The organism is Vibrio sp. HS-50-1 (assembly GCF_024747315.1).
Taxonomy (GTDB): Bacteria; Pseudomonadota; Gammaproteobacteria; order Enterobacterales; family Vibrionaceae; genus Vibrio; species Vibrio diabolicus.
In genome coordinates, this window is sequence record NZ_JAMPZF010000007.1 from 363,011 (window position 1) to 389,166 (window position 26,156).

Annotated in this window: 23 protein-coding genes; 2 read left to right on the top strand and 21 right to left on the bottom strand. The window is 45.9% G+C overall.

The window, feature by feature from the left end:
* Positions 1-96: 96 nt before the first annotated feature.
* From recX to pncC, 3 genes are all read right to left on the bottom strand, one after another.
* Positions 97-564, bottom strand: coding sequence for a recombination regulator RecX (recX, locus tag NDJ01_RS07405; RefSeq protein ID WP_005393871.1), 468 nt, complete (start codon positions 562-564; stop codon positions 97-99).
* A 128-nt stretch (positions 565-692) separates the two neighbouring features.
* Positions 693-1,736, bottom strand: a complete 1,044-nt coding sequence (gene recA / locus NDJ01_RS07410; protein ID WP_005393872.1) for a recombinase RecA — start codon at positions 1,734-1,736, stop codon at positions 693-695.
* 200 nt (positions 1,737-1,936) lie between these two features.
* Positions 1,937-2,419 (bottom strand): nicotinamide-nucleotide amidase, encoded by a 483-nt coding sequence (pncC, locus tag NDJ01_RS07415; RefSeq protein WP_258505981.1) that lies wholly within the window; start codon positions 2,417-2,419, stop codon positions 1,937-1,939.
* An 84-nt stretch (positions 2,420-2,503) separates the two neighbouring features.
* Here pncC and mutS point away from each other — a divergent pair, with 84 nt between their 5' ends.
* Entirely contained in the window at positions 2,504-5,065 is a 2,562-nt protein-coding gene (gene mutS / locus NDJ01_RS07420) for a DNA mismatch repair protein MutS (RefSeq protein ID WP_006743294.1), read from the top strand.
* An 82-nt stretch (positions 5,066-5,147) separates the two neighbouring features.
* Here the strand turns inward: mutS and rpoS are convergent, their stop codons facing one another.
* From rpoS to rlmD, 13 genes are all read right to left on the bottom strand, one after another.
* Positions 5,148-6,134, bottom strand: a complete 987-nt coding sequence (gene rpoS, locus NDJ01_RS07425) for an RNA polymerase sigma factor RpoS (RefSeq protein WP_005393877.1) — start codon at positions 6,132-6,134, stop codon at positions 5,148-5,150.
* Positions 6,135-6,214: 80 nt separating this feature from the next.
* A complete protein-coding gene (locus NDJ01_RS07430) occupies positions 6,215-7,138 on the bottom strand; it encodes a peptidoglycan DD-metalloendopeptidase family protein (RefSeq protein ID WP_005393879.1) in 924 nt (307 codons plus the stop codon).
* 13 nt (positions 7,139-7,151) lie between these two features.
* Positions 7,152-7,778 carry a protein-L-isoaspartate(D-aspartate) O-methyltransferase gene (locus NDJ01_RS07435; protein WP_258586498.1) on the bottom strand — a complete coding sequence of 209 codons (627 nt, stop codon included), beginning with the start codon at positions 7,776-7,778 and terminating at the stop codon, positions 7,152-7,154.
* Positions 7,778-8,554, bottom strand: coding sequence for a 5'/3'-nucleotidase SurE (gene surE, locus NDJ01_RS07440; RefSeq protein WP_258586499.1), 777 nt, complete (start codon positions 8,552-8,554; stop codon positions 7,778-7,780). The genes NDJ01_RS07435 and surE overlap by 1 nt, the downstream gene beginning before the upstream one ends.
* Complete coding sequence (truD, locus tag NDJ01_RS07445; RefSeq protein WP_065646113.1) at positions 8,554-9,597, bottom strand: tRNA pseudouridine(13) synthase TruD; 1,044 nt, start codon at positions 9,595-9,597, stop codon at positions 8,554-8,556. The genes surE and truD overlap by 1 nt, the downstream gene beginning before the upstream one ends.
* A gap of 46 nt (positions 9,598-9,643) precedes the next feature.
* Positions 9,644-10,120, bottom strand: a complete 477-nt coding sequence (gene ispF, locus NDJ01_RS07450) for a 2-C-methyl-D-erythritol 2,4-cyclodiphosphate synthase (RefSeq protein ID WP_005393886.1) — start codon at positions 10,118-10,120, stop codon at positions 9,644-9,646.
* 17 nt (positions 10,121-10,137) lie between these two features.
* Positions 10,138-10,842 carry a 2-C-methyl-D-erythritol 4-phosphate cytidylyltransferase gene (gene ispD / locus NDJ01_RS07455; protein WP_005393888.1) on the bottom strand — a complete coding sequence of 235 codons (705 nt, stop codon included), beginning with the start codon at positions 10,840-10,842 and terminating at the stop codon, positions 10,138-10,140.
* 1 nt (position 10,843) lies between these two features.
* Positions 10,844-11,125 carry a cell division protein FtsB gene (gene ftsB / locus NDJ01_RS07460; protein WP_005380907.1) on the bottom strand — a complete coding sequence of 94 codons (282 nt, stop codon included), beginning with the start codon at positions 11,123-11,125 and terminating at the stop codon, positions 10,844-10,846.
* 464 nt (positions 11,126-11,589) lie between these two features.
* Positions 11,590-12,891: a phosphopyruvate hydratase gene (eno, locus tag NDJ01_RS07465; protein ID WP_005383785.1), complete on the bottom strand. Its 1,302-nt coding sequence runs from the start codon at positions 12,889-12,891 to the stop codon at positions 11,590-11,592.
* Between the two features lie 78 nt (positions 12,892-12,969).
* Positions 12,970-14,610, bottom strand: coding sequence for a CTP synthase (locus NDJ01_RS07470; protein WP_005393892.1), 1,641 nt, complete (start codon positions 14,608-14,610; stop codon positions 12,970-12,972).
* A 211-nt stretch (positions 14,611-14,821) separates the two neighbouring features.
* Positions 14,822-15,619: a nucleoside triphosphate pyrophosphohydrolase gene (mazG, locus tag NDJ01_RS07475; protein WP_258586500.1), complete on the bottom strand. Its 798-nt coding sequence runs from the start codon at positions 15,617-15,619 to the stop codon at positions 14,822-14,824.
* A 206-nt stretch (positions 15,620-15,825) separates the two neighbouring features.
* A complete protein-coding gene (gene relA / locus NDJ01_RS07480; RefSeq protein ID WP_005393896.1) occupies positions 15,826-18,045 on the bottom strand; it encodes a GTP diphosphokinase in 2,220 nt (739 codons plus the stop codon).
* Between the two features lie 123 nt (positions 18,046-18,168).
* The gene (gene rlmD / locus NDJ01_RS07485; protein ID WP_258586501.1) at positions 18,169-19,488 is read right to left on the bottom strand and encodes a 23S rRNA (uracil(1939)-C(5))-methyltransferase RlmD; all 1,320 of its coding nucleotides are present in this window, start codon (positions 19,486-19,488) and stop codon (positions 18,169-18,171) included.
* Positions 19,489-19,680: 192 nt separating this feature from the next.
* Here rlmD and barA point away from each other — a divergent pair, with 192 nt between their 5' ends.
* Positions 19,681-22,479, top strand: coding sequence for a two-component sensor histidine kinase BarA (gene barA / locus NDJ01_RS07490; RefSeq protein ID WP_258586502.1), 2,799 nt, complete (start codon positions 19,681-19,683; stop codon positions 22,477-22,479).
* A 69-nt stretch (positions 22,480-22,548) separates the two neighbouring features.
* Here barA and acpS read toward each other — a convergent pair whose 3' ends face one another.
* The 5 genes from acpS to rnc form a co-directional block, all read right to left on the bottom strand.
* Positions 22,549-22,929, bottom strand: a complete 381-nt coding sequence (acpS, locus tag NDJ01_RS07495) for a holo-ACP synthase (protein ID WP_012841407.1) — start codon at positions 22,927-22,929, stop codon at positions 22,549-22,551.
* A 10-nt stretch (positions 22,930-22,939) separates the two neighbouring features.
* The gene (gene pdxJ, locus NDJ01_RS07500) at positions 22,940-23,674 is read right to left on the bottom strand and encodes a pyridoxine 5'-phosphate synthase (RefSeq protein ID WP_005384579.1); all 735 of its coding nucleotides are present in this window, start codon (positions 23,672-23,674) and stop codon (positions 22,940-22,942) included.
* A complete protein-coding gene (gene recO / locus NDJ01_RS07505) occupies positions 23,671-24,402 on the bottom strand; it encodes a DNA repair protein RecO (RefSeq protein WP_006743310.1) in 732 nt (243 codons plus the stop codon). Before recO ends, pdxJ begins: the two co-directional genes overlap by 4 nt.
* A gap of 115 nt (positions 24,403-24,517) precedes the next feature.
* The gene (gene era / locus NDJ01_RS07510; protein WP_005393905.1) at positions 24,518-25,480 is read right to left on the bottom strand and encodes a GTPase Era; all 963 of its coding nucleotides are present in this window, start codon (positions 25,478-25,480) and stop codon (positions 24,518-24,520) included.
* The gene (gene rnc / locus NDJ01_RS07515; RefSeq protein ID WP_005393907.1) at positions 25,473-26,150 is read right to left on the bottom strand and encodes a ribonuclease III; all 678 of its coding nucleotides are present in this window, start codon (positions 26,148-26,150) and stop codon (positions 25,473-25,475) included. Before rnc ends, era begins: the two co-directional genes overlap by 8 nt.
* Positions 26,151-26,156: the final 6 nt, after the last annotated feature.

Below are 26,156 nucleotides of genomic sequence, written 5' to 3' on the forward strand. Positions count from 1 at the left end.
GATCATGCAAACAGCTGAGACTAGTTTTCTTGAGGAAAAGAGGGAGTAGAAGAAAAAATTTGAAGCAAAACAAAAATCAGCGCAATTGGATCAACGCTAATCTTGGTCTTCAAAGGCAAGCGCATAGCTAATTTGGTCGAAACTGTAGCCTCGGTATTGTAGAAAACGGACTTGTTTCGCGTATTCTTTTTGGTCCTTGGCTTTGACACCTTTGAATTTCTTTTCTGCCGCCTGCTTAGCAAGTTCAAACCAGTCTTGCGGTTCTTCAGCCATGGCTTGCTCAATCACCGATTCCGCAACACGTTTCTGGTTTAACTCTTGGCGAATTCGACGCTCTCCATGTCCTTTGTATACATGCTGCCGAATTTGGCTCTTCGCATAACGTAAATCATCTAAATAGTTATGGTCTAAGCAAAAATTAATCGCGATTTCGATGTCTGATGCTTCATAGCCTTTCATCGACAGTTTTTGGTACAGCTCATACTGACCATGATCGCGACGGCTAAGCAGTTGGATAGCCGCCTCTTTGCTCGATAATGTTGGTGTCTGGCGCTTTTGGTACATGGTGATCCTAAAAGTATTTTTGCTGTACAGACTCTCAATGGCCTTTGTGATGATTCGATTTTTGATGTCAATAGATACAACAAAGCCCCGCATTGCAGGGCTTTATCACTTTTTAATCTGTGAAGGGATTAAAACTCTTCAGCTTGCTCAGGCGCCTCTCCTGCTTCAGGAGCTTCCGCAAGGGCTGGCGCTAACAACATTTCACGCAATTTAGTATCGATGGTTTTAGCCACTTCAGGATGCTCACGTAGGTAGTTGCACGCGTTCGCTTTACCTTGACCAATCTTATCGCCTTGGTAGCTGTACCAAGCACCAGCTTTTTCAACCAGTTTGTGCTTCACGCCTAGATCTACTAGTTCACCTTCGCGGTTAAAGCCTTGGCCGTACATGATTTGCGTATTGGCTTCTTTAAACGGTGCAGCAATCTTGTTCTTAACCACTTTGATGCGCGTTTCGTTACCAACGACTTCGTCACCTTCTTTGATTGCGCCAGTACGACGAATATCAAGACGAACAGAAGCGTAGAATTTAAGTGCGTTACCACCCGTGGTCGTTTCTGGGTTACCGAACATCACACCAATCTTCATACGGATTTGGTTGATGAAGATACACATACAGTTAGACTGTTTTAGGTTACCTGTTAGCTTACGCATCGCTTGAGAAAGCATACGTGCTTGCAGACCCATGTGGCTGTCGCCCATTTCGCCTTCAATTTCTGCTTTTGGTGTTAGCGCCGCAACTGAGTCAACAACCATTACGTCGATAGCGCCAGAGCGAGCTAGTGCATCACAAATCTCTAGTGCTTGCTCACCAGTGTCTGGCTGAGAAACCAAGAGCGCATCGATATCAACACCAAGTTTCTTCGCGTAGACAGGATCCAGAGCGTGCTCTGCATCGATAAACGCACAAGTTTTACCTTCACGTTGCGCAGCAGCGATAAGCTCAAGCGTTAGTGTTGTTTTACCTGAAGATTCTGGACCGTAGACTTCTACGATACGACCCATTGGCAGACCACCAGCACCCAAAGCGATATCAAGAGAAAGAGAGCCTGTTGAGATGGTTTCTACGTCCATTGCGCGGTTATCACCAAGGCGCATGATAGAGCCTTTACCGAATTGCTTTTCAATTTGACCTAGCGCAGCGGCGAGCGCTTTCTGTTTGTTCTCGTCCATTACTTTCTCCGATTTATTCATCTTCTTTGGGCGACGAATAGTAATTCATTTTTCTTAAGCAGCTAACCTGCTCAGCAATGAAAGCCATTATACTGTTGATTCATACAGTGTCTATACCTGTATAGAAAAAATTTAGTTCACGGCTTCTAAGGATTTGCTCTAGCCCTTATCAATTCTGGGCTAAGACAGTGTAAGAAATTCTAAATTAAATGTTGATGCAATCGAGTCAATGCATGCATCACCGCTTGTTGACGAACTTCCGCCCTGTCACCAGAAAAATGCATGGTCTCAACAAAGAGCCAGTCGTGCTTATCCGCAAAAGCAAAGCAGACGGTTCCAACCGGCTTTTCATCACTGCCTCCCCCCGGTCCAGCAACACCACTGATGGAAACCCCAATAGTGGCATTCGAGTGTTGAAGCGCACCTTGCACCATTTCAATCACAACGGGCTCACTCACGGCACCATGTTCCTCTAAGGTTTCCGCTCTCACACCCAGCATTTCCATTTTGGCTTCGTTGCTGTAAGTAACAAAAGCTCTATCTAACCAACCTGAGCTACCTGCAATATCAGTAATAGCGGTCGCAACACCGCCACCCGTGCACGATTCTGCCGTCGTTAAAACATGACCATACTTTGCCAATAATGCGCCTAAATCTGCGCTCAATTTTGTTGTTTTTTCCATAGCCAAAATGCCCTTTGTCTCTTTTTACTTGGTAGGGATTCACGTATCCTAAGCCGCTACGGAAATAAACAAAAGAACTTACCTGTGAAAGCTGAACAAAAACACACTCCGATGATGCAGCAATACCTCAAGCTAAAAGCTGAGAACCCTGAGATTTTGCTGTTCTACCGCATGGGCGATTTCTACGAACTCTTTTACGATGATGCAAAGCGAGCGTCCCAACTGCTTGATATTTCGCTAACTAAGCGCGGTTCGTCAGCTGGAGAGCCTATTCCTATGGCGGGAGTGCCATTTCACGCAGTAGAAGGCTATCTAGCAAAACTTGTTCAGCTTGGTGAATCAGTCGCAATCTGCGAACAAATTGGCGATCCAGCCACCAGCAAAGGTCCGGTGGAACGTAAAGTTGTGCGTATCGTGACACCAGGTACTGTGACGGATGAAGCACTGCTTTCTGAGCGTGTCGATAACTTAATCGCAGCCATTTACCATCACAACGGTAAGTTCGGTTATGCGACGCTGGATGTCACTTCTGGTCGCTTCCAACTGACAGAACCAGAAACCGAAGAAGCGATGACAGCCGAGCTTCAGCGTACCGCACCACGTGAGCTACTATTCCCAGAAGATTTTGAACCTGTACATTTAATGGCGAGCCGCAACGGTAACCGTCGTCGCCCAGTATGGGAATTTGAGCTTGATACGGCTAAGCAACAACTCAATCAACAGTTTGGCACTAAAGATCTGGTTGGTTTTGGCGTAGAACATGCGTCCTTAGGGTTATGTGCTGCTGGTTGTTTGATCCAGTATGTGAAAGATACGCAACGCACTGCTTTGCCTCATATTCGCTCTTTAACGTTTGATCATCAGGACCAATCCGTCATCCTTGATGCCGCTACCCGACGCAACCTGGAAATTACTCAAAATCTAGCAGGTGGAACCGATAACACACTCGCTGCGGTACTCGACCATTGTGCGACGCCGATGGGCAGCCGAATGCTGAAGCGTTGGCTACATCAGCCTATGCGTTGCATTGAAACGTTAAACAATCGTCTTGATGCGATTGGTGAGATTAAAGAACAAGCGCTGTTTGCCGATCTTCAACCAACGTTAAAACAAATTGGTGATATTGAACGTATCTTAGCACGCCTTGCACTACGCTCTGCTCGCCCTCGCGATATGGCTAGACTTCGCAATGCCATGCAGCAGCTACCAGAGCTAGAATCTGTAACCGCTTCTTTGACCCATCCATATCTAGCAAAACTGGCGCAATACGCAGCTCCGATTGACGAAGTATGTGATCTGTTAGAGCGTGCAATTAAAGAAAATCCGCCAGTTGTTATTCGTGATGGTGGTGTGATCGCTGAAGGCTATAATGCCGAGCTCGATGAATGGCGCAAATTAGCAGACGGTGCAACAGAATACCTTGAGCAGCTAGAGCGAGATGAGCGTGAACGACACGGCATCGATACGCTTAAAGTCGGCTACAACAACGTACATGGCTTCTTTATTCAAGTGAGCCGTGGCCAGAGCCACTTGGTTCCACCGCACTATGTACGTCGCCAAACACTCAAAAATGCCGAACGCTATATCATCCCAGAGCTCAAAGAGCACGAAGACAAAGTACTTAATTCGAAATCGAAAGCGTTAGCACTTGAGAAACAGCTGTGGGAAGAACTGTTTGATCTATTGATGCCAAATCTGGAGAAGCTGCAGAATTTAGCTTCTGCTCTGTCTCAACTGGATGTACTACAAAACCTAGCAGAGCGTGCAGATTCGTTGGATTACTGCCGACCAACGCTTGTGAAAGACGCTGGCATTCACATTCAAGCGGGTCGTCACCCAGTCGTAGAGCAAGTAACAACAGAACCGTTCATTGCTAACCCAATAGAGCTTAACCCAGCTCGTAAGATGTTGATCATCACCGGTCCAAACATGGGTGGTAAATCCACCTACATGCGTCAAACTGCGCTGATTGCATTGATGGCACATATCGGCTCTTATGTACCTGCAGAATCTGCACAAATTGGTTCTTTAGATCGTATATTTACTCGTATTGGCGCGTCAGATGATCTTGCATCTGGTCGTTCAACCTTCATGGTAGAAATGACGGAAACCGCTAATATTCTGCATAATGCGACTAAAAACAGTTTAGTGCTAATGGATGAAATCGGTCGTGGTACCAGTACTTACGATGGCCTCTCTTTAGCTTGGGCAAGTGCGGAATGGCTCGCAACACAAATTGGTGCGATGACACTATTTGCAACTCACTACTTCGAATTGACAGAGTTGCCAAACCAACTGCCAAACTTAGCGAACGTTCACTTGGATGCCGTAGAGCATGGTGACAGCATTGCCTTTATGCACGCAGTTCAAGAAGGTGCGGCAAGTAAGTCTTACGGCCTAGCTGTTGCGGGCTTAGCCGGCGTACCAAAAACGGTCATCAAAAATGCGCGTAACAAACTATCTCAGCTAGAGCAACTAGGGCAAAACAGTGACGCACCACGTCCAAGTGCAGTAGATGTGGCTAACCAATTGAGTCTAATTCCAGAACCTAGCGAGATCGAACAAGCCTTATCTGGTATTGATCCTGATGATTTGACTCCACGCCAAGCACTTGAAGAGTTGTATCGTTTGAAGAAGATGCTTTAAATCGATTCACTTAAGCGAGCACAAAAGAAAAAAGGCTATGGATAACCATAGCCTTTTGCATATCTACTGAAGTACGGATTATTTAATCATCTTCGACGTTAAATAAGTTTTCCATATTCAAACCTTGCTTGATTAAAACCTCACGAAGACGACGTAAACCTTCTACTTGGATTTGACGTACACGCTCACGTGTCAAACCAATCTCTCGACCAACTTCTTCAAGCGTCGAAGGCTCATAGCCTAGAAGACCAAAACGTCGTGCAAGTACTTCTTTCTGTTTTGGATTCAACTCTTCTAACCAATGAATCAGCGATGATTTGATATCGTCATCTTGAGTCGAGACTTCTGGATCGGAGTTGTTTGCGTCGGGAATAATATCCAACAGCGCTTTTTCACCGTCACCACCGATTGGTGTGTCGACAGAACTGATACGCTCATTGAGACGTAGCATTTTGCTTACATCTTCGACTGGAATATCTAACTGAGCAGCAATTTCTTCTGCGGTAGGTTCGTGATCGAGCTTCTGAGAAAGTTCACGCGCAGTACGCAGATAAATGTTCAGCTCTTTCACGACATGAATAGGTAGACGGATCGTACGAGTTTGGTTCATCAACGCACGTTCGATCGTTTGTCGGATCCACCAGGTCGCATAAGTAGAGAAGCGAAAACCACGCTCTGGATCGAACTTCTCGACCGCACGGATCAAACCAAGGTTACCTTCTTCAATCAGATCGAGTAGTGCTAGACCTCGATTACTGTATCGACGAGAGATCTTGACCACCAAACGTAGGTTACTTTCGATCATACGTTTACGTGCCGCTTCGTCGCCACGCAGGGCTCGTCGAGCATAAAGCACTTCTTCTTCGGCAGTAAGTAGAGGTGAGAAGCCAATTTCACCTAGATACAACTGAGTTGCGTCTAAGCTTTTACTGCTCGCGTCAAATTCTTCACGCGCAGCCGTTTTGCTTTCTGTGGATGATGATTTTTCGAGTTCGTTATCAATGGTCTTCACTGACGCATTGTCAAATGCAAACTCTTCAACTTTGGTTACTGTGTTGCTGATACTCATAACGCCTCCCCCTGGCGAGTTAGCAAGACATGACAACTCAATATGTCGCTAAATGATGTCGCAAGTTGTTTTTCAAAGTTTTAAGGCAAATAGCGTTTTGGATTCACCGATTTACCTTGATAGCGAATTTCAAAGTGTAGCTTGACTGATTTAGCACCGGAACTACCCATGGTGGCGATTTTCTGTCCGCTTTTTACACTTTGTCCTTCTGATACCAGCAGTTTGTCATTATGTGCATAGGCGCTTAAATAATTGTCGTTATGCTTTACTATAATTAAGTTGCCATAACCTCGTAGCGCATTGCCTGAATAAACAACGGTGCCGGCTGCGGTTGAAACGATAGGTTGACCACGCTGTCCTGCGATGTCGATACCTTTATTTCCCTGTTCTCCCGCCGAAAAGTTCTTGATTACTCTCCCTTTTGTTGGCCACAACCACTTAGAAACTTTATCACTCTTCGCCGTGGTAACTGGCGATTTTTGCTTCACTTTTTGGTTATCTTTTGAACCAACATACTCCTTTGTTTTCGATTGTTCAACCTTCTTTGGAGGCTGTTTTTGTACGACTTTAGGCTTAGTCTCTGTAGGTTTTTGACTAGAGTTTTTACTTGAATTTTTCGGTTTAGAGGCTGTTGATGTTTTCGTCACTGGGGCTGGTGGCGTCGTAACAACAGGAACCACAACGGGTTCAACTTTTTGGCCATATTTAGGGGCGACATATTTCGGAGCCCAAAGTTTTAGCCTCTGTCCAGGGTAGATGGTGTAAGGCTGAGTTAACTCATTGTAACGGACAAGATCATTTACATCTTTATCTGTGACATAAGCTATGAAGTAAAGTGTATCGCCTTTTTTTACCTCATAATAACTCCCTCTGTAACTTCCTCTTTCAAGGCTTGAATAGTCTTTCTTTAAGCTAGAGACAGGTGCAGGAGAATGCGCTGCACAACCAACTAGTCCTGCAGCAAACACAAAGCTAATACCAATATGACGTAATAACTTACTCACCTATCCCTAACCCTTAAGCTAAATCACCCGCAACCAGAGGTACAAATCGAACCACTTCCACAACAGTAGAGAGATATTCATCTCCCTTACGTTCAATTTTTAGTAACTGTTGCTCCTTATCTCCAACAGGAATCACCATCTTACCGCCATCTTTTAATTGTGCGAGAAGTGCTTGGGGGATCACTTCTGCGGCTGCGGTAACAATGATGGCATCGAAAGGACCACGAGCTTCCCAACCTTGCCATCCATCAGCATGCTTGGTTGAAACATTGTAGATATCCAATTGCTTCAGACGGCGTTTTGCTTCCCATTGCAACGATTTAATTCGCTCAACGGAGTATACATGGTCAACAATTTGCGCCAGTACTGCGGTTTGATAACCGGAACCCGTTCCGATTTCCAGTACGTGACTCGTCGGCTCTAGTTCGAGTAACTCGGTCATACGAGCAACAATATAAGGTTGAGAAATAGTTTGTCCCTGACCAATCGGTAACGCATTGTTATCGTAGGCTTGGTGCATCATCGCTTGAGAGACAAAGCTTTCTCGTGGTAAGCGTTGGATAGCATCCAGAACTCTTTGGTCTTTGATGCCACTGGAGATAAGAAACGCTATCAACCTGTCAGCATGTGGGTTACTCATTACTTCTCTTCCTTTAACCAACTATCCATTGCACGCAGCGATTCATGAGCAGTGAGATCAACTTGCAGAGGCGTCATTGAAACTCGACCATGTTCAATCGCATAAAAGTCGGTGCCCTCACCCGCATCTTGCTCTTTTCCTGGAGGCCCTAACCAATAAATATCATGACCTCTCGGATCTTTCTGCTTAATCATATTCTCTGCGTGATGACGTGCACCTAAACGCGTGACTTCGATTTCATCCAGGTTTTCTGCTGGTAAGTCAGGCACGTTTACGTTCAATAACCGATTCGTTGGAATCGGAGACGCTAAATGCTGTTGCACAATTTGACGTGCAATTTTTGCGGCAGATTCGAAATGACGCTTACCCACCAGCGAAAAAGCAACCGACTGAACACCAAGGAAATGCCCTTCCATTGCTGCAGCTACCGTTCCTGAGTAAAGAACATCATCACCCAAATTTGCACCGTGGTTGATGCCTGATAAAACAAGATCGGGCAAATCATCTTTCATCAGCTCATTCAGCGCGAAATGTACACAATCTGTAGGCGTTCCTTGCACTGAATAGATATTTGGGGCAATTTCAGTTACGCGTAATGGTTGCTCTAGTGTCAGTGAGTTCGAAGCACCTGAACGATTTCGGTCAGGTGCAACAATGGTCACTTCAGCGATATCTCGCAACTCATCAGCAAGTACATGAATCCCTTGCGCATGTACGCCATCGTCATTGCTGATTAAGACTCTTAGGGGCTTCGCGTTTAGTGAATCCTGTTCCATTAGTATTCTCTTTCTACTTCAACCTCATTAACTAACTCACGAACGATAGAGGTTGCAAAAGATCCCGCATCCAGTGAGAAAGTCAGCGTAATATTATTACCTTCAACCGCCCAAACTAAGTCTTTTGGTTTAAGTGCAATATCTCGACGGTCGTGGCGCATGCGATTACCACGAATCAGCGCCATGAGATCAGGCTCTTCATCTAAGAACGGTTGTTCTAAAGTAAGCGCATCCGCTTGAGTTGGAAGCGCATTATCACCTGCTAGGGCCGCGGTAATTGCCACTTCACCAGCAGCAAATTGTGCTTGTAGATCTGCGATATTGCTTGCATCAACCAACTGAGTGCCAGAACTTGTCTGTGCAATATCACCATCGATGAATTTATCAAACACACCACTTTCTAGACGAGCAGAAACGATACGGTTGAAGATCCACGAACGCGCCGCTGATAAATACATGCTGCGCTTATTTTGATTACGGGTACGAACGTTTTCGCGTCCCCATCGACGTGCTTCTTCAAGGTTGTTGCCATCATTGCCAAAACGCTGACTACCAAAGTAGTTTGGCACACCAACTTGTTTCACTTTTTCAAGGCGTTGCTCTACATCTTCAACGTCAGTCACTTCAGACAAAGTGACAACAAACTCGTTCCCTATTAAGTCTCCAGGACGCAGTTTTTTGTTGTGTCGATCAGTCGCTAAGATTTCAATACTCGGATATTGAGCTAGGAATGCCGAGAAGTCCGGCGTTTCCCCTTTCGGTAAATGGACACTCAGCCATTGTTCCGTCACGGCATGGCGGTCTTTAAGGCCTGCCCAGCTAACGTCTTTCGACTTTACGCCACAAGCTTTCGCCAACTCATTCGCAACAAAACTGGTATTTTCTCCAGTTTTCCGAATGCGCACCATTAGGTGCTCGCCTTCGCCCGTAAAGGCAAAACCTAAATCCTCACGAACCTGAAAATGTTCTGGTTGCGCTTTGATTTTTGCCGATGCAACAGGCTTACCCGTTAGGTAAGCCAATGAAGATAAAATATCTGACATGATGTTTTTCCGCTGTTTACACAGCATTAAGGAGCAAGTTGGTTAATTATTGCTTGAACAGAAGCACCACGGCTTCCGTTGCAATGCCTTCTTTGCGTCCAGTAAAACCGAGACGCTCTGTCGTCGTCGCTTTTACGTTAATGTTACTAATATCGGTTTCTAGGTCTTCCGCAATCGCCGCACACATCGCGTCAATATGAGGTGCCATCTTAGGTGCTTGTGCCATGATGGTGACATCGGCATTACCAAGGCGGTAGCCTTGCTCTTTGACACGACGATAAACGTCTTTCAACAATTCGCGGCTATTAGCCCCTTTCCATTTATCGTCGGTATCCGGGAAGTGACGACCAATATCACCCGCAGCAATCGCCCCGAGTAGCGCATCAGTCAAAGCATGAAGTGCAACATCACCATCTGAGTGGGCTACTAAGCCCTGCTCGTAAGGGATAGCAACACCACCGATAATGACCGGGCCTTCACCACCAAATTTATGCACGTCAAAACCGTGACCAATTCGAATCATTTTTTATCCTTTCTTTTTTAGCCGCGCTCACGGCTCAGATAAAACTCGGCTAACGCGAGATCTTCTGGCTGAGTAATTTTTATGTTATTCGCATTACCCTGGACTAAAGCAGGCGTTTCGCCCAACCACTCTAAAGCCGATGCTTCATCCGTGATGGCTAAGCCTTGTTCTAATGCGTCAGCCAGTGCTCGAGCCAGTTGTTGAGTTTTAAACATCTGTGGAGTTAATGCATGCCACAATGCTTCTCTCTCTACCGTATGACCGATATCTTGTGCTGCATTTGCTCGCTTCATTGTGTCTCTCACTGGAGATGCGAGGATGCCACCCGTTGGGTGAGCGCAGCAAACATCAATCAAACGGTCAATGTCGGATGTTAATACACATGGCCTTGCAGCGTCGTGGACCAATACCCACTCGCTTTCCAGATGTTCATTGACATAGTTTAGCCCTGAAAGTACGGAATCAGCGCGCTCTTTGCCACCCGCGACTTGAATTACATCGGGATGGTTCGCGATGGTTAACTCAGGGAAATAAGGGTCACCTTCGGTAATGGCGACAACCACTTTCGAAATTCGTGGGTGCGACAGCAACTTTTCTACAGTGTGTTCCAGCACCGCTTTTCCGTCGATCAATAAATATTGCTTAGGGCGGTCAGCCTTCATTCGACTACCGACACCGGCAGCAGGAACAATTGCGACATGCGATGAGTTCACATCCAACATTTTAATGGTTTTCCTCACCTATAATGCGGTAGAAAGTCTCGCCATCTTTAACTAAACCAAGCTCATGACGCGCACGTTCTTCAATCGCATCAAGACCTTGCCTTAAGTCATCAATCTCAGCAAACATTTCATTATTGCGAGCTTGTAGCTTGCTGTTCACTTGTTGCTGAACTTCAATTTCATCTTTTACTGTGTAGTAGTCAGACACTCCGTTTTTACCAAACCATAGAGTGTATTGAAGCAAGCCAAACAGTAGCGTAAGGGCTATAACAAAGATTCGCATATCGCTGCTAACATTCTGTACCGGAAGGAATTAGATAAGGTGACATATATAGCATAAATGCGAGGTTGCCTCTAGGGGAGAAAGGGAGACTCACACGCTCCTTACAAGAAATAAGCAGCAAAATGAAACAAAGACATATGAAGCTATTCTTAGCACTCACCAAAGTAAGACCAAGAAATACAAGCCTATAGATACAAAAACACCCCGCAAAATCAGGGTATTTCAAAGCTTCAACCTAAGCGGTTAATCCAATGAAGAACTAAGCTTGAGCTTCTTTAAGACCGCTTCTTTGAAACATGGAGGAGCGTGCTCACCTAGAGCTTCCTCGATGCAGATAAATGGGTTGCTTTCTTTAGGTATGGCAGCAACACGGCCAGAACGGCTCATCGCTCTTAAATAAAAAACGCCCCACCGAAGTGGAGCGTTTCTAGAAAGCTATTTAGCTAAACTCATTCAATTAAGAATTAAGCTTGACCTTTAACTTCTTTAAGACCGTTGAAAGGAGCGCGCTCACCTAGAGCTTCCTCGATACGGATTAGCTGGTTGTACTTAGCAACACGGTCAGAACGGCTCATAGAACCAGTTTTGATTTGACCTGCAGCAGTACCTACCGCTAGGTCAGCGATAGTTGCATCTTCAGTTTCGCCAGAACGGTGAGAGATTACTGCTGTGTAACCTGCGTCTTTAGCCATCTTGATTGCAGCTAGAGTCTCAGTTAGAGAACCGATTTGGTTGAACTTGATAAGGATAGAGTTAGCTACGCCTTTCTCGATACCTTCAGCAAGGATCTTAGTGTTAGTAACGAATAGGTCGTCACCTACTAGTTGAAGCTTGTCACCTAGTAGTTCAGTTTGGTGCTTGAAGCCATCCCAGTCAGACTCGTCTAGACCGTCTTCGATAGAAACGATTGGGAATTGGTTAGCTAGCTCAGCTAGGTAGTGGTTGAACTCTTCAGAAGTGAAAGTTTTACCTTCGCCTTTCATGTTGTAGATGCCAGCTTCTTTGTCGAAGAACTCAGATGCTGCACAGTCCATAGCTAGAGTAACGTCTTTACCTAGTTCGTAACCAGCAGCTGCAACAGCTTCTGCGATAACTTCTAGAGCTTCAGCGTTAGATTTAAGGTTAGGAGCGAAACCACCTTCGTCACCAACTGCAGTGCTGTAGCCTTTAGACTTAAGAACTTTAGCTAGGTTGTGGAATACTTCTGCACCGATACGTAGACCTTCTTTAAGAGTCTTAGCACCAACTGGTTGGATCATGAACTCTTGGATGTCAACGTTGTTGTCTGCGTGCTCACCACCGTTGATGATGTTCATCATTGGTAGAGGCATAGAGAACTGACCAGCTGTACCGTTTAGTTCAGCGATGTGCTCGTATAGAGGCATGCCTTTAGCTGCAGCAGCAGCTTTAGCGTTTGCTAGAGAAACAGCTAGGATAGCGTTAGCACCGAATTTAGATTTGTTTTCAGTGCCGTCTAGTTCGATCATTACTGCGTCGATTGCAGCTTGGTCTTTAGCGTCTTTGCCAACTAGAGCTTCAGCGATTGGGCCGTTTACAGCTTCAACTGCTTTAAGAACACCTTTACCTAGGAAACGTGCTTTGTCACCGTCACGTAGCTCAAGAGCTTCGCGAGAACCAGTAGATGCGCCAGATGGAGCTGCCGCCATACCTACGAAACCGCCTTCTAGGTGTACTTCAGCTTCTACAGTTGGGTTACCACGTGAGTCGATGATTTCACGACCTAGAACTTTAACGATCTTAGACATTAATGTTTCCTCTCGTTTCAAATATAAATGTCAATTTTAAAGGGCAGCAGCACAACCTTCGCCGCCGCCCGTATCCTTTTACTTCTCGAATTCGCCGCGTGCGTTTTGGCCCGCAGCCTTAACGAAACCTGCAAACAATGGGTGGCCATCGCGAGGAGTCGATGTGAATTCTGGGTGGAACTGAGCCGCTACAAACCATGGGTGAGCTGGGTTCTCAATCATTTCCACTAACTTCTTGTCCGCTGATAGGCCAGAAACTTTCAGACCTGCTTTTTCGATTTGCGGACGAAGCACATTATTCACTTCGTAACGGTGACGGTGACGTTCATGGATCGTCGCGCTACCGTAAAGTTCACGAGCTTTCGTACCTTTCTCTAGGTGACATAGCTGTGAACCAAGACGCATCGTACCACCTAGGTCAGACTTTTCAGTACGCTCTTCTACGTTACCTGATTCGTCTACCCACTCTGTGATCAAACCTACCACAGGGTACTTAGTCTCTTTGTTAAATTCTGTTGAATGTGCACCTTCCATACCCGCAACGTTACGCGCGTATTCAATTAGTGCAACTTGCATACCCAAACAAATACCTAGGTAAGGCACATTGTTTTCACGTGCATATTGAGCCGCACGGATCTTGCCTTCAATACCACGATCGCCGAAGCCACCTGGAACTAGGATCGCGTCTAAGCCTTCTAGCAGCTCAACGCCTTTTGTTTCGATATCTTGTGAGTCTACATACTTAATTGTGACACTTAGACGGTTTTTCAAGCCAGCGTGTTTAAGCGCTTCGTTCACAGACTTGTATGCATCTGGCAATTCAGTGTATTTACCAACCATACCGATGGTTACTTCACCAGTAGGATTTGCTTCTTCGTAAATAACCTGTTCCCACTCAGAAAGATCAGCTTCAGGAGCTGTGATGCCAAAGCGAGCACACACAAGATCATCTAGACCTTGAGACTTGATCAATTGAGGAATCTTGTAGATAGAATCTACGTCCTTCATTGAAATTACTGCTTTTTCTGGAACATTACAGAATAGTGCGATTTTCTTACGTTCATTCGCTGGAATAACGCGGTCGCTACGGCAAACTAGGATATCTGGCTGAATACCGATAGATAGAAGTTCTTTTACAGAGTGTTGAGTTGGCTTAGTTTTCACTTCGCCCGCTGCCGCTAGGTAAGGAACAAGTGTTAGGTGCATGAACATTGCGCGCTCACGGCCTAGTTCAACGGCTAGCTGACGAATCGCTTCCATAAATGGTAGTGATTCGATATCACCAACGGTACCGCCAACTTCAACGATAGCCACATCATGGCCTTCAGAGCCAGCAATTACACGGTCTTTGATCGCGTTAGTGATGTGAGGGATAACTTGAATAGTTGCGCCTAGGTAGTCACCACGACGTTCTTTACGAAGTACGTCGGCATAAACACGACCTGCAGTAAAGTTGTTACGCTTGGTCATCTTGGTACGGATGAAACGCTCGTAGTGACCAAGGTCAAGGTCAGTCTCTGCGCCATCTTCTGTAACGAACACTTCACCGTGCTGAGTAGGGCTCATTGTGCCCGGGTCAACGTTGATGTAAGGGTCAAGCTTCATCATAGTCACTTTAAGACCACGAGCTTCTAGAATAGCCGCAAGAGATGCTGCTGCAATACCTTTACCTAGAGAGGATACAACCCCGCCAGTAACAAAAATGTAATTTGTCGTCATGTTTAACCTGAAATTGGTTGAATGAGGGAAATGGAGTGCTTCTGGACGGGAGATAAATATACCAGAAGCTCCTTACCGCCACAACGTGAAATCTATCACACCGTAATTTTTTATTTTTTGCTTCAAATCAAAGTGAGCAAAGACAAACCAAAGTCCGTTTTCGTGTTAAGAGGTAAACTGGCCTCATATTGTATATTCCGCTTATTTTCCCCTATCTAGACTCTTCTCGCTTTACTTCATCCCAGAAATCGTCGAGCTCTGATAAAGAACAATCTGTAAGCGCTTTGCCTGACTGCTGGACCTTTCCTTCAACTTGCTTAAAACGTCTCGCAAACTTTAAGTTTGCTTTACCTAGTGCGACTTCTGGATTTTTATCAAGATGGCGTGCCAAATTGACGGTCGCAAATAGCAAATCACCGAGTTCCAACTCCACTTTTTCTTCATCAGGCTGGACTTGTAGTGCTTCTTCCATGACTTCATCAATTTCTTCTCGCACTTTATCGACGACCGGGCCAAGAGAGTCCCAGTCAAATCCATATTTCGCACATTTTTTCTGTATCTTTGTAGCAAGAGAAAGTGCCGGCAAAGAGTTTGGTATTGAGTCTAGGATACTTTCTTCCGCTTTGCCCACCTGCGCTTTTTCTTTTGCTTTTTCGGCTTCCCAGTTGGCGTTGATTTCCTCGTCCGATTCAAACTCAACATCTGAAAAAACATGAGGATGACGGCGAGTCAGTTTTTCATTCACGGTTTCGACGACATCCGAAAAGTCGAACAGCTCTTGCTCTTTCGCTAGCTGACTGTAAAAAATCACCTGAAACAACAAATCACCCAGCTCTTCTTTCAGATTTAGCCAATCACGATTCTGAATCGCATCCACCACTTCGTAGGTTTCTTCGATGGTGTGCGGAACGATGGTGTCAAAGGTTTGTTTTAAGTCCCAAGGGCAACCGTTTTCTGGGTCACGCAACTTCGCCATGATTTGTTCTAATTGTTCAATTGGATGACTCATTTTTTGTTCCTTTAAACCTTTCTACTAAAGAAAAAGGTGAGCAGTCAAAACCACTCACCTTAAGTTATTTCATTGGTCGGTTTTTACTAAACAGTTGGCTCTTTTAGCAAGGCAGCAAACTTATGAGACTCCTGAGCATGGTTCACCATGTGATGGAGCGAATAAGTGCAGCTAACGCAGATAAAAAGCCAAATGTGACGCAAAAATTAGCCGAGGCGTTTCACCGTCATCACATCCTTAATCTGCTCAACACGCTTCGAAACACGAGAAAGCACTTCAATATTGGTGACTTCTAGGTCAAAGTCCATGATGGCGAGTTGACGTCTGTAGTCGACTCGGTTCTTCATACTGGTCACTTTGATCTTTTCGTTGGCGAACAGTGTCGTAATGTCTTTGAGTAGACCACCTCGCTCCATCGCTTCAACACGGACGGTGAGGATGTATGACCCGACGAAGCCGCTGCCCCAGACAGTATCGATGATACGCTCTGGCGCGTGATGGCGCAGTTCTTCTAGCTGTTCACAGTCACTACGGTGTACTGAAATCCCGCGGCCTTGCGTGATGTAGCCACAGATATCGTCACCTGGAATTGGCTGACAGCAACGCGCTAGGTGCGTCATTAGGTTATCAACGCCTTCTACAACGACGGCGTCTTTTTTCGGTCGGCTTTGCGCTGGTGATTTGTGCTCTGCTTCTTGCAGTTTTTCCAGTGCTTGCTGGTCTTCTTCTTCTGCCGTTGGCTTGTTAACGAGCGCATTAATATGGTTAATGATTTGGTTGATACGCAAATCACCGCTACCAACACCAACGTAAAGCTCATCTGGTGTTTTGACGTTAAACCGTTTGAGAGCGTAATGCTCAGCATCTTTTAACGTTGCGCCAATTTTTGCTAACTCATGTTCAAGAATTTCACGACCCGCTTCGAGGTTCTTCTCACGGCTTTGCTTTCGGAACCAGGCGTTAATTTTGGCACGCGCGCGGCCAGAATGAACGAAGCCTAATGATGGGTTTAACCAGTCACGTGATGGGTTAGGCTCTTTCTGAGTGATAATCTCAACCTGATCCCCCATATGTAATTTATGAGTAAACGGTACGATGCGGCCTCCGACTTTGGCGCCGATACAACGGTGTCCCACTTCGGAGTGAATATGGTAGGCAAAATCTAGCGGCGTTGCCCCCATTGGTAAATCGACAACATCGCCGCGAGGTGTAAAGGCATAGACGCGATCATCAAAGACTTGGCTACGCAGCTCATCGAGCATTTCGCCAGAGTCAGACATTTCTTCTTGCCAATCCAATAGCTTACGCAGCCACGTGATCTTCTCATCATAACCGCTTCGGCTGCTTGCCCCTTCTTTATATTTCCAGTGCGCTGCAACCCCCAGTTCCGACTCTTCATGCATTTGCTTGGTACGAATCTGGATCTCGATGGTTTTGCCTTCTGGCCCTAGAATTACTGTATGGATCGATTGATAACCGTTTGGTTTAGGGTTAGCAACGTAGTCATCAAACTCGCTCGGTAGGTGCTTGTATTTGGTGTGAACTACGCCTAAAGCCGCGTAACAATCTTGCAGTTTGTCTGCGATGATACGTACTGCTCGAACATCAAACAGCTCATCGAATGCCAAACTCTTCTTCTGCATTTTTCGCCAAATGCTGTAGATGTGCTTAGGTCGCCCACTCACTTCGGCATTAATACCTGACACTTCCATTTCGTGCGTGAGGTCTTCAACAAAGTCTTTGATGTACTGCTCACGAACGATGCGTCGCTCAGAAAGCTGCTTGGCAATTTGTTTGTAAGTTTCCGGCTGTTGGTAGCGGAAAGCGTAATCTTCAATTTCCCATTTCAGCTGACCGATGCCTAATCGGTTTGCTAGCGGCGCATAGATGTTGGCACACTCTTTTGCCGCCGCACGTCGAACCTCATCAGGCGCTTTTTTAACTTCAATAAGATTACAAATTCGTTCCGCGAGCTTGATAACCACGCAGCGGAAGTCATCCACCATGGCAAGCAGCATACGGCGTACGTTATCTACCTGAGATGACGCCGCACTGCCTTCCATGTTGACATTGAGTTGGCCAATAGCCGCCATCTCTTCAACGCCATCAATTAATTTTATGATTTCTTTGCTGTATTTCTCTTCCAGAATTTCTCTGTTAAAAGCACCACTTGAAACCAAAGGAAACAGTTGTGCAGCCACTAAGGTGGCCTGATCCATAGACAAGGTGATCAAAATTTCGATCATTTCTCGTCCACGCCACAACAACAGTTCCGCTTGCTCGTTATCGGCTAATACCGTCTGGCAATCTCGATATACTTCGATTAAGCGTGAGGCTGTGTTTTTCTCTTGTCCTAGGCTAGCCACCCAGTTTTCGAGTTCAAACTGTTCATCTTGGTTTAAATGCGCGCTTCTTACCGCAACCATCTCATCATCCTAATTATTATATTCGTGTGGTTTGACTAACACCGTCCAGGTTAGTTCTTTTACCTGCGCGTAAACGCTGGCTTTATGACCACCCACCACAAATAAGGGGCCAAAGTCCTAAAGTTAGGACTTTTCAAACAATGCCATCGATTCTAGATGACTGGTATGAGGGAACATGTCCAGCATACCTAATTTAGTTAATTTATAGCCTTGCTCCATCAAGCTTTGGCTGTCCCTAGCAAGGGTAGCAGGATTACAAGAAACATAAACTACACGCTGTGCGCCAAGCTCAGAAACTTGATCGATGATCCCACTTGCCCCCGCGCGTGCTGGGTCTAACAGCACTTTATCAAACCGTTCTGCCGCCCAGACCTGCCCTTCAAAATCTTGCTCAAGGTTAGCGTGATAAAATTGCGCATTATTGATTTGGTTCAAGGATGCATTATTTGTGGCTTTTTCGACCATCTCTGCAACACCTTCAACCCCAACCACGTGCTTAGCTAACTTCGCAATCGGTAAACTGAAGTTGCCTACGCCGCAGAACAAATCTAACACTCGGTCACTCTTTTGTGGGTCTAACCACTCAGCCGCTTGCTTGACCATTTTTTTGTTTACGGCTTGGTTCACTTGAATAAAATTATTTGGCGCAAAAGGAATTTTCACGCCAACTTCTTGATAGAAAGGCATATCGCCTTCAACAAGGTTTAGCTGATCTGTTGCTGGCATTAGGTACAGCGATGCACCATGACGTTTTGCCAACTCCGTTAGAGATTGAGTTTCACTCGCTGTCAGAGCACTCAAGTGACGCAACGTAATACACGGCCCATTATAACCAAGTACCAGCTCTACATGGCCCAATTGCTCCGGCTTTTTAAACGCTTTTAGTGCTGAATAAATCTCTGGAAGCAGAACGTTCAGTTCCGGCGCCAGCACTGGGCAGTCGGTCACTTGCGCGATTTGCTTACTCTGCTTTTTACGGAAACCAAAGTGCAATTGACGTGTTTTTTTATCGACAAATAAGCTCACTCGCGCACGACGACGATAGGCCAGTGAATCCCCTAATAATGGCGCATCAAGCTCGATATCATTGCCTGAAAATTTTCGCATCAGCTGACGCAGTGTTTGCTGTTTGTACGTCAATTGTTGGTCATAATCTAGATGTTGCAAATCACAGCCACCACACTCGTGGTAATGCGGACAAAATGGCTCCACGCGAGTGTCACTCGGCTTAAGAATTTTAATCAGTTTACCGCGAGCAAATTTACTTTTTTCTTCCACTAATTGTGTGACGACTTCTTCTCCCGGCAATGCGCCATCAATAAACAGCGGTTTTTTCTTTAGGTAAGCAATACCTGCGCCGTGGTGATCTAAACGCTCCACTTGCACCGCTTGATGACGAGTATTGAGTTGGGTTTTCTTTTTCGGTTGAAAGATGCGTGCCATGCTCTATGCCTGATTTATGTCTAATTGCTCTTCGGCTTCACTATTCTTGATTGCAGCCGTTGTGTGATTCGAGTGACTTGATTATGCTTACCGTTTATTAGGTGACGTCACTTCTTTGCTCAACGCCTTATCGTGCGCTTGAGAAATAATGCGTTATTTTCCCATATCCAGACTCCGATGTAATTAGATAACATGACCAGATATGGCTTACGAGCACGTGTAATTACACTGACTCTCGCTCCCACTCTCATCATTGGTTTATTACTGAGCGGTTTTTTCTCATTTAATCGCTACCAAGACCTTGAGAAACAAGTTATCACCACTGGTAACAGCATCATTGAGCCGTTAGCAATTGCCAGTGAAACTCATCTACTATCAGAAAGCCGAGAGGCGGTACGTCGCTTGATAAGCTACGCCCATCGCAAAAACTCTAAACTGGTTCGTAGTATCGCGGTATTTGATGAACATCATGAGCTCTTCGTGACATCTAACTTTCACCCTAATTTCGAAGCCTTGATGTTCCCTAAAGATAAACCGATCCCGCAACTGGGCAATTCGGAAATCTACGAAAACTCACTGATATTGCGCGTACCTATTTTGTCCGAGGGTCACTATTTAGCGGAGTTATCGAACGAAAGCCAAGGAACTAAAGCAATTGGTTATATTGCCGTTGAGTTAGATCTCTCCTCTTTAAGGCTGCAACAGTATCAAGAAGTTTTCTCTGCTTTTTTAGTTCTTATACTCGGTCTTGGCTTGGCAAGTGTGTTTGCTTCACGTCTGATGCACGATGTTACCCAACCTATCACCCACATGAAGAATGTCGTTGACCGCATTCGCCGTGGTCACCTAGACGTGCGTATCGAAGGTAAAATGCATGGTGAGTTAGACCAACTGAAAAACGGTATTAACGCCATGGCGGTATCGCTATCGGAATATCACGTGGAGATGCAGCACAGTATAGACCAAGCCACATCAGACTTGCGTGAAACGCTTGAGCAGCTAGAGATTCAGAACGTTGAGTTAGATATCGCGAAGAAACGTGCGCAAGAAGCGGCCAGGGTTAAATCTGAGTTCTTGGCGAACATGTCGCACGAACTGCGTACTCCACTCAATGGGGTTATTGGCTTTACTCGTCAAATGCTTAAAACGCAGCTTTCTAACAGCCAAACTGATTACCTACAGACGATTGAAAAGTCGGCGAACAATCTACTGAACATCATCAATGACATTCTCGACTTCTCGAAACTTGAGGCGGGTAAGCTGGCGCTGGAAAACATTCCGTTTGATTTCCGAGAAAGTTTAGAAGAAGTGATTAACCTACAAGCCACAAGTGCACATGAGAAAGGGTTAGAAATCACCCTAAAAGTGGACCCTAAAATTCCACCGGGTTTAGTTGGGGACCCACTACGTATCCAGCAAATTTTGACGAACTTAGTCGGTAACTCAATCAAGTTTACCGAGCGAGGCAACATTGATGTTAGCGTTGAAATGCGCTCTCAATCTGGGGACTCCGTCGAACTGCAATTCATGGTGCGTGATACCGGCATTGGTATTTCTGAACGTCAGCAAGCGCAATTATTCCAAGCGTTCAGCCAAGCGGATGCCAGCATTTCACGTCGCTACGGCGGCACTGGGTTAGGTTTGGTTATCACGCAGAAATTGGTAAGCCAGATGGGTGGCGAGATCAGCTTAACTAGCCGCCTACACCAAGGTTCGACGTTCTGGTTTACGGTGCGCTTGCACTCAACCGAAATGCCGATGAGCGAACTGATTGAAGTGGAACTTCTGACTGGCAAACAGTTGCTGTTGATTGAACCAAACATGCAAGCCGCATCCGTAACCCAACAGATTCTAAGTCAAGAAGGTATCTTAGTAACCTACCGCTCTTCGCTACCGAAAAACGAAGAACAATATGACTATGTATTACTGAATTTAGCGGCAAATCAAACGCATGATGCAGACGTCATTACACCTTGGATAGACCAAGCGAAACGCATGGCTCCGAGTGTGATCCTAGGGACGCCGAGTACCGAACTGGCACTTGCCGACCAAATTATGACAGAGCATCACGTCCAATGCCTGACGAAGCCGTTGTCTCGCCGTAAACTGCTACAAAGCCTAATTAGCGAACATGTCGAATCACCACCAACATTGAGTGCTCCAATTACGCCAAGCGAAGGGGAGCGTTTACCTCTGACGGTGTTAGCGGTGGATGATAACCCAGCGAACTTGAAGCTGATTTCCGCTCTGCTCCGCGAACGAGTAGAAACCGTCACCGCCTGCAGCAATGGCCAGCAAGCGGTGAACCTGGCGACGGAGAAAAAGTACGACTTAATCTTCATGGATATCCAAATGCCGCAAATGGATGGTGTGACCGCTTGTCAGCACATTAAAGAGTTGGAGTTAAACAAAGACACGCCAGTGATTGCGGTAACGGCGCATGCCATGGCGGGAGAAAGAGACCGCTTGCTCTCGGCTGGAATGGATGATTACTTAACCAAACCTATTGAAGAGCATGTGCTACAACAGGTTTTGGTTCACTGGAACCCAAATGCTTGTACTGAGAGCATTGGCAAAGTCGCCCCTTCATACGTTGATGAGCCTGAAGGGAGCGCACCACAATCCGTTTCTTCGCCTCAGCAGGATGTGATTATTGATTGGCAAGCTGCCTTAAAACAGAGCGCGAATAAAGAGGATCTCGCCAAAGACATGCTGCGCATGTTGATTGAGTTCATCCCTGAAGTAGAAGCAGTCGTTGACCAAGCTCTGGAGCAAGAAGATATCTCCCGTGATGACCTAATTCATGTCATCCACAAGCTGCACGGCAGTAGCTCATATTGCGGAGTGCCTAGGCTGAAATCACTCTGTGCGACGCTCGAGCAAGCACTGCGCTCAGGGATCAGTCTTGAGGAGGTTGAGCCTGAAATGTTCGAGCTGCAAGATGAAATGATTAAAGTCACAACGACTGCAAAATTATACCTTGAACAGTAATCTGCTCGAGAGACAAGAAAGCCAGAGCATCTGCTCTGGCTTTTTAGTATTTTGTTTAAGACTTACAAGCTAGGATTCAAAAATGACCGTCGCCACAGCGTAATGACGCTCATCGGAAATGGACAGGTGAATGTGGTTAACGCCCATCGCATCCGCTATTTGTTTTGCTGTGCCCGTCAATGCGAGTACTGGTTTTCCAAGCGCATCGTTCGAGATGGAAAAATCGTGAAACGTGACCCCTTTCGCGATCCCTGTCCCCAATGCTTTTGAGGCCGCTTCTTTGACCGCAAAGCGCTTAGCAAGATAACGGCCTTGCAGCTTAAGCTGTGAAAATTTAGCCATTTCTTCTTCTGAAAGAATACGCTGAGCAAAAGGCTCACCACTACGAGCTAACGCTTTTTCAATACGCTCAATTTCTGCAATGTCGGTCCCTAACCCTATAATCGCCATCTAGATAGCCCTATGACTGGCGTGCCTCAATCATCAGTGCTTTCATGTCCGCAACCGCTTTATTCAAACCATCAAATACCGCGCGACCAATGATTGAGTGACCAATGTTGAGTTCGTAAATTTCTGGTAATGCAGCAATTGGCGCGACATTGTGATAAGTCAGGCCATGCCCGGCATTAACAATAATACCTAGGTCATGAGCATAACTCGCACCAGCGGCAATCTTCTTCAGTTCTGCTTGCTGTTCGTCTTCTGTCGTCGCATCAGCATAATGACCCGTGTGCAGCTCAATAAACGGAGCACCACACTTTTTCGCAGCTTCAATCTGTTGACGATCAGCATCAATAAAGAGTGAAACTTTAATGCCTGCATCTGTCAGCTTTTTCGTCGCAGCTTTAATTTTTTCAAGCTGGCCTACTACATCTAAGCCACCTTCCGTCGTCAGTTCTTCACGCTTTTCAGGCACTAAACACACAAACTCTGGTTTAGTTTGCAGCGCAATCTCAACCATTTCGTCCGTCACAGCCATCTCTAGATTCATGCGCGTTTGAATGGTTTCACGCAGAATACGTACATCACGGTCCAAAATATGGCGACGGTCTTCACGTAAGTGAATTGTGATACCATCCGCGCCTGCACGCTCAGCAATTTCTGCAGCGTGCACAGGATCAGGATATTTTGTACCACGTGCATTACGTAGAGTGGCAATATGGTCGATATTGACGCCTAAATAAATTGAGCTCATTTTCCGTTACTCCGTGCTCTGGGGGTCTGAATGAAAAATTCACGACTTTTTAAAGGTTTGCCGCCAAGATACGGCTTTAAGGCTATACGTGTAAAGCGTTTTGCCGCTTTTAGCTGCTCTTTAGTGACGAACCGCCGCTCACTGATAGCAATCAGCTCATTCCCTAAAAACGTAAGGTTATCGCGCCTAACCGAAGCTATGAAGCCTTTTTGTTCCCGGTAACGATACGTCATCTCTGGGTCGACGGGCTCGCCAGTACCTGCACAGTGCAAGAAATCCACGCCATACCCCATAGAAGAGAGCAATGCTAACTCAAAACGACGCAGTGCTGGCTCAGGGTTCTCGTTGTGTGCCAACTCTGTTAACGCATGCAAATAATCATGAAATAGCGCTGGCATTGGCACTTCAGCCATCAAGATACGGCCAATCAGTTCATTGACGTACATGGCTGAGTAGAGATTAATGCCCGTTAACGGTAAACCTAGGCTTATCGGCTCAGCTTGACGCAAAGTCTTCATTGAACCTTTTCCCGACCATTTAAGTAACAGCGGAGTAAAAGGTTGCAATGCGCCTTTTAAGTTCGAACGCTTACTGCGCGCGCCTTTGGCCATTAAAGTCATTCGGCCATATTCCTCACTAAATACATCAAGGATTAAGCTCGATTCACTGTAAGGGCGGCGATGTAAAACAAAACAGCGCTGTAAACCTTCGGAAGACAGATTACTCATCTAAGTCATTGTGCCTAAAAAGTGTGAAATAAAAAATAAGGAGCCGAGCGGCTCCTTATTTTAATCGATACTGAGTTTTCATCGATGTTGGAGCGAAGCATCTTCGCAGCCAAGATTATAAGTCGTCGATATAGCCCAACGAGCGCAGTGCTCGTTCGTCGTCTGCCCAGCCAGATTTCACTTTTACCCAGGTTTCCAGGTAAACCTTACGACCGAACAACTCTTCCATATCTAAACGCGCCTCACGACCAATGGTCTTGATCTTCTCGCCACCTTTACCAATCACCATTTTCTTCTGGCCATTACGCTCAACAAGAATCAAGGCATTGATATGGAAACCGTCGGTTTCTGGGTTGTAATCAAAACGTTCAATCTCGACCGTTACCGAGTATGGCAATTCTTCACCCGTGAAACGCATTAACTTTTCACGCACAATTTCAGATGCCATAAAACGCTGGGAGCGATCAGTCACGTATTCTTCTGGGAAGTGGTGCGTTGCTTTAGGTAAGTGCTTACGCACGTGCTTACGCAGTACATCAATGTTCTTCCCTTGCTTCGCAGAGATTGGCACAACGTCAACGAAGTCCATCTTTTTAGACATCTCAGCCATGTGTAGCATCACTTCGTTACGATCTTGCACGTTGTCGACTTTATTGACACAAAGCACAACTGGGAAGTTCGATTTTTGAAGCTTAGTTAGCACCATCTCATCGTCTTTGGTCCAATGCGTACCATCGACTAAGAAGAACACTAGGTTTACATCACTTAGAGATGAGTTAGCCGCACGGTTCATCAGGCGGTTAATCGCACGCTTTTCTTCGATGTGAAGTCCTGGCGTGTCGACGTAAATCGCTTGGTAATCGCCATCCGTGTCCACACCCATAATGCGGTGACGTGTTGTTTGTGGCTTACGTGAGGTGATCGAAATCTTCTGACCCAAGATTTTGTTCAGAAGTGTCGACTTACCTACATTTGGGCGACCAACAATAGCAATAAAGCCACAGTGCTGGTTTTCTGGCGAGCTTGGCTCACCTTGTGATGCGAAAAACGCATCGATATCGAATTCGTTATCAGCCATTTGTTAATTGCTCAAGTGCTGTTTCAGCGGCCGCTTGTTCTGCCTTGCGGCGGCTGGTGCCTTTCCCGATTACAGGCTTGTCCACACCTGCTACTTCACACTCAACCGTAAACTCTTGGTTGTGCGCTTCACCTTTAATATTAGTCACTGTGTACACAGGCAGCGGTTTTCTTCTGCCTTGCAGGAACTCTTGTAGGCGAGTTTTCGGATCTTTTTGTGAGACGCCAGGTTTAATGGCTTCAAGGCGTGAGTTGTACCAACTCAGTACAATGCCTCGCACGACTTCAAGATCGCTGTCTAGGTAAATTGCGCCAATAATGGCTTCAACCGCATCGGCTAAAATAGAGTCTCGGCGGAAACCGCCACTCTTCAATTCACCTGGACCTAATTTTAAATAATCTCCTAGATCGAATTCACGACCCAGTTCCGCCAATGTATGTCCACGAACCAAAGTAGCACGCATACGGCTCATGTCACCCTCGTTCACTTTCGGGAAACGATGGTACAGATCATCAGCGATGACAAAACTTAAAATTGAATCGCCCAGAAACTCAAGACGTTCATTATGCTTACTGTTGGCGCTGCGGTGAGTCAGCGCCAAGTTGATAAGCCCGGCATCTTGAAACTGGTAGCCGAGCTTTCTCTCTAGTTTATCAATTGGAGAATTCATACTCTC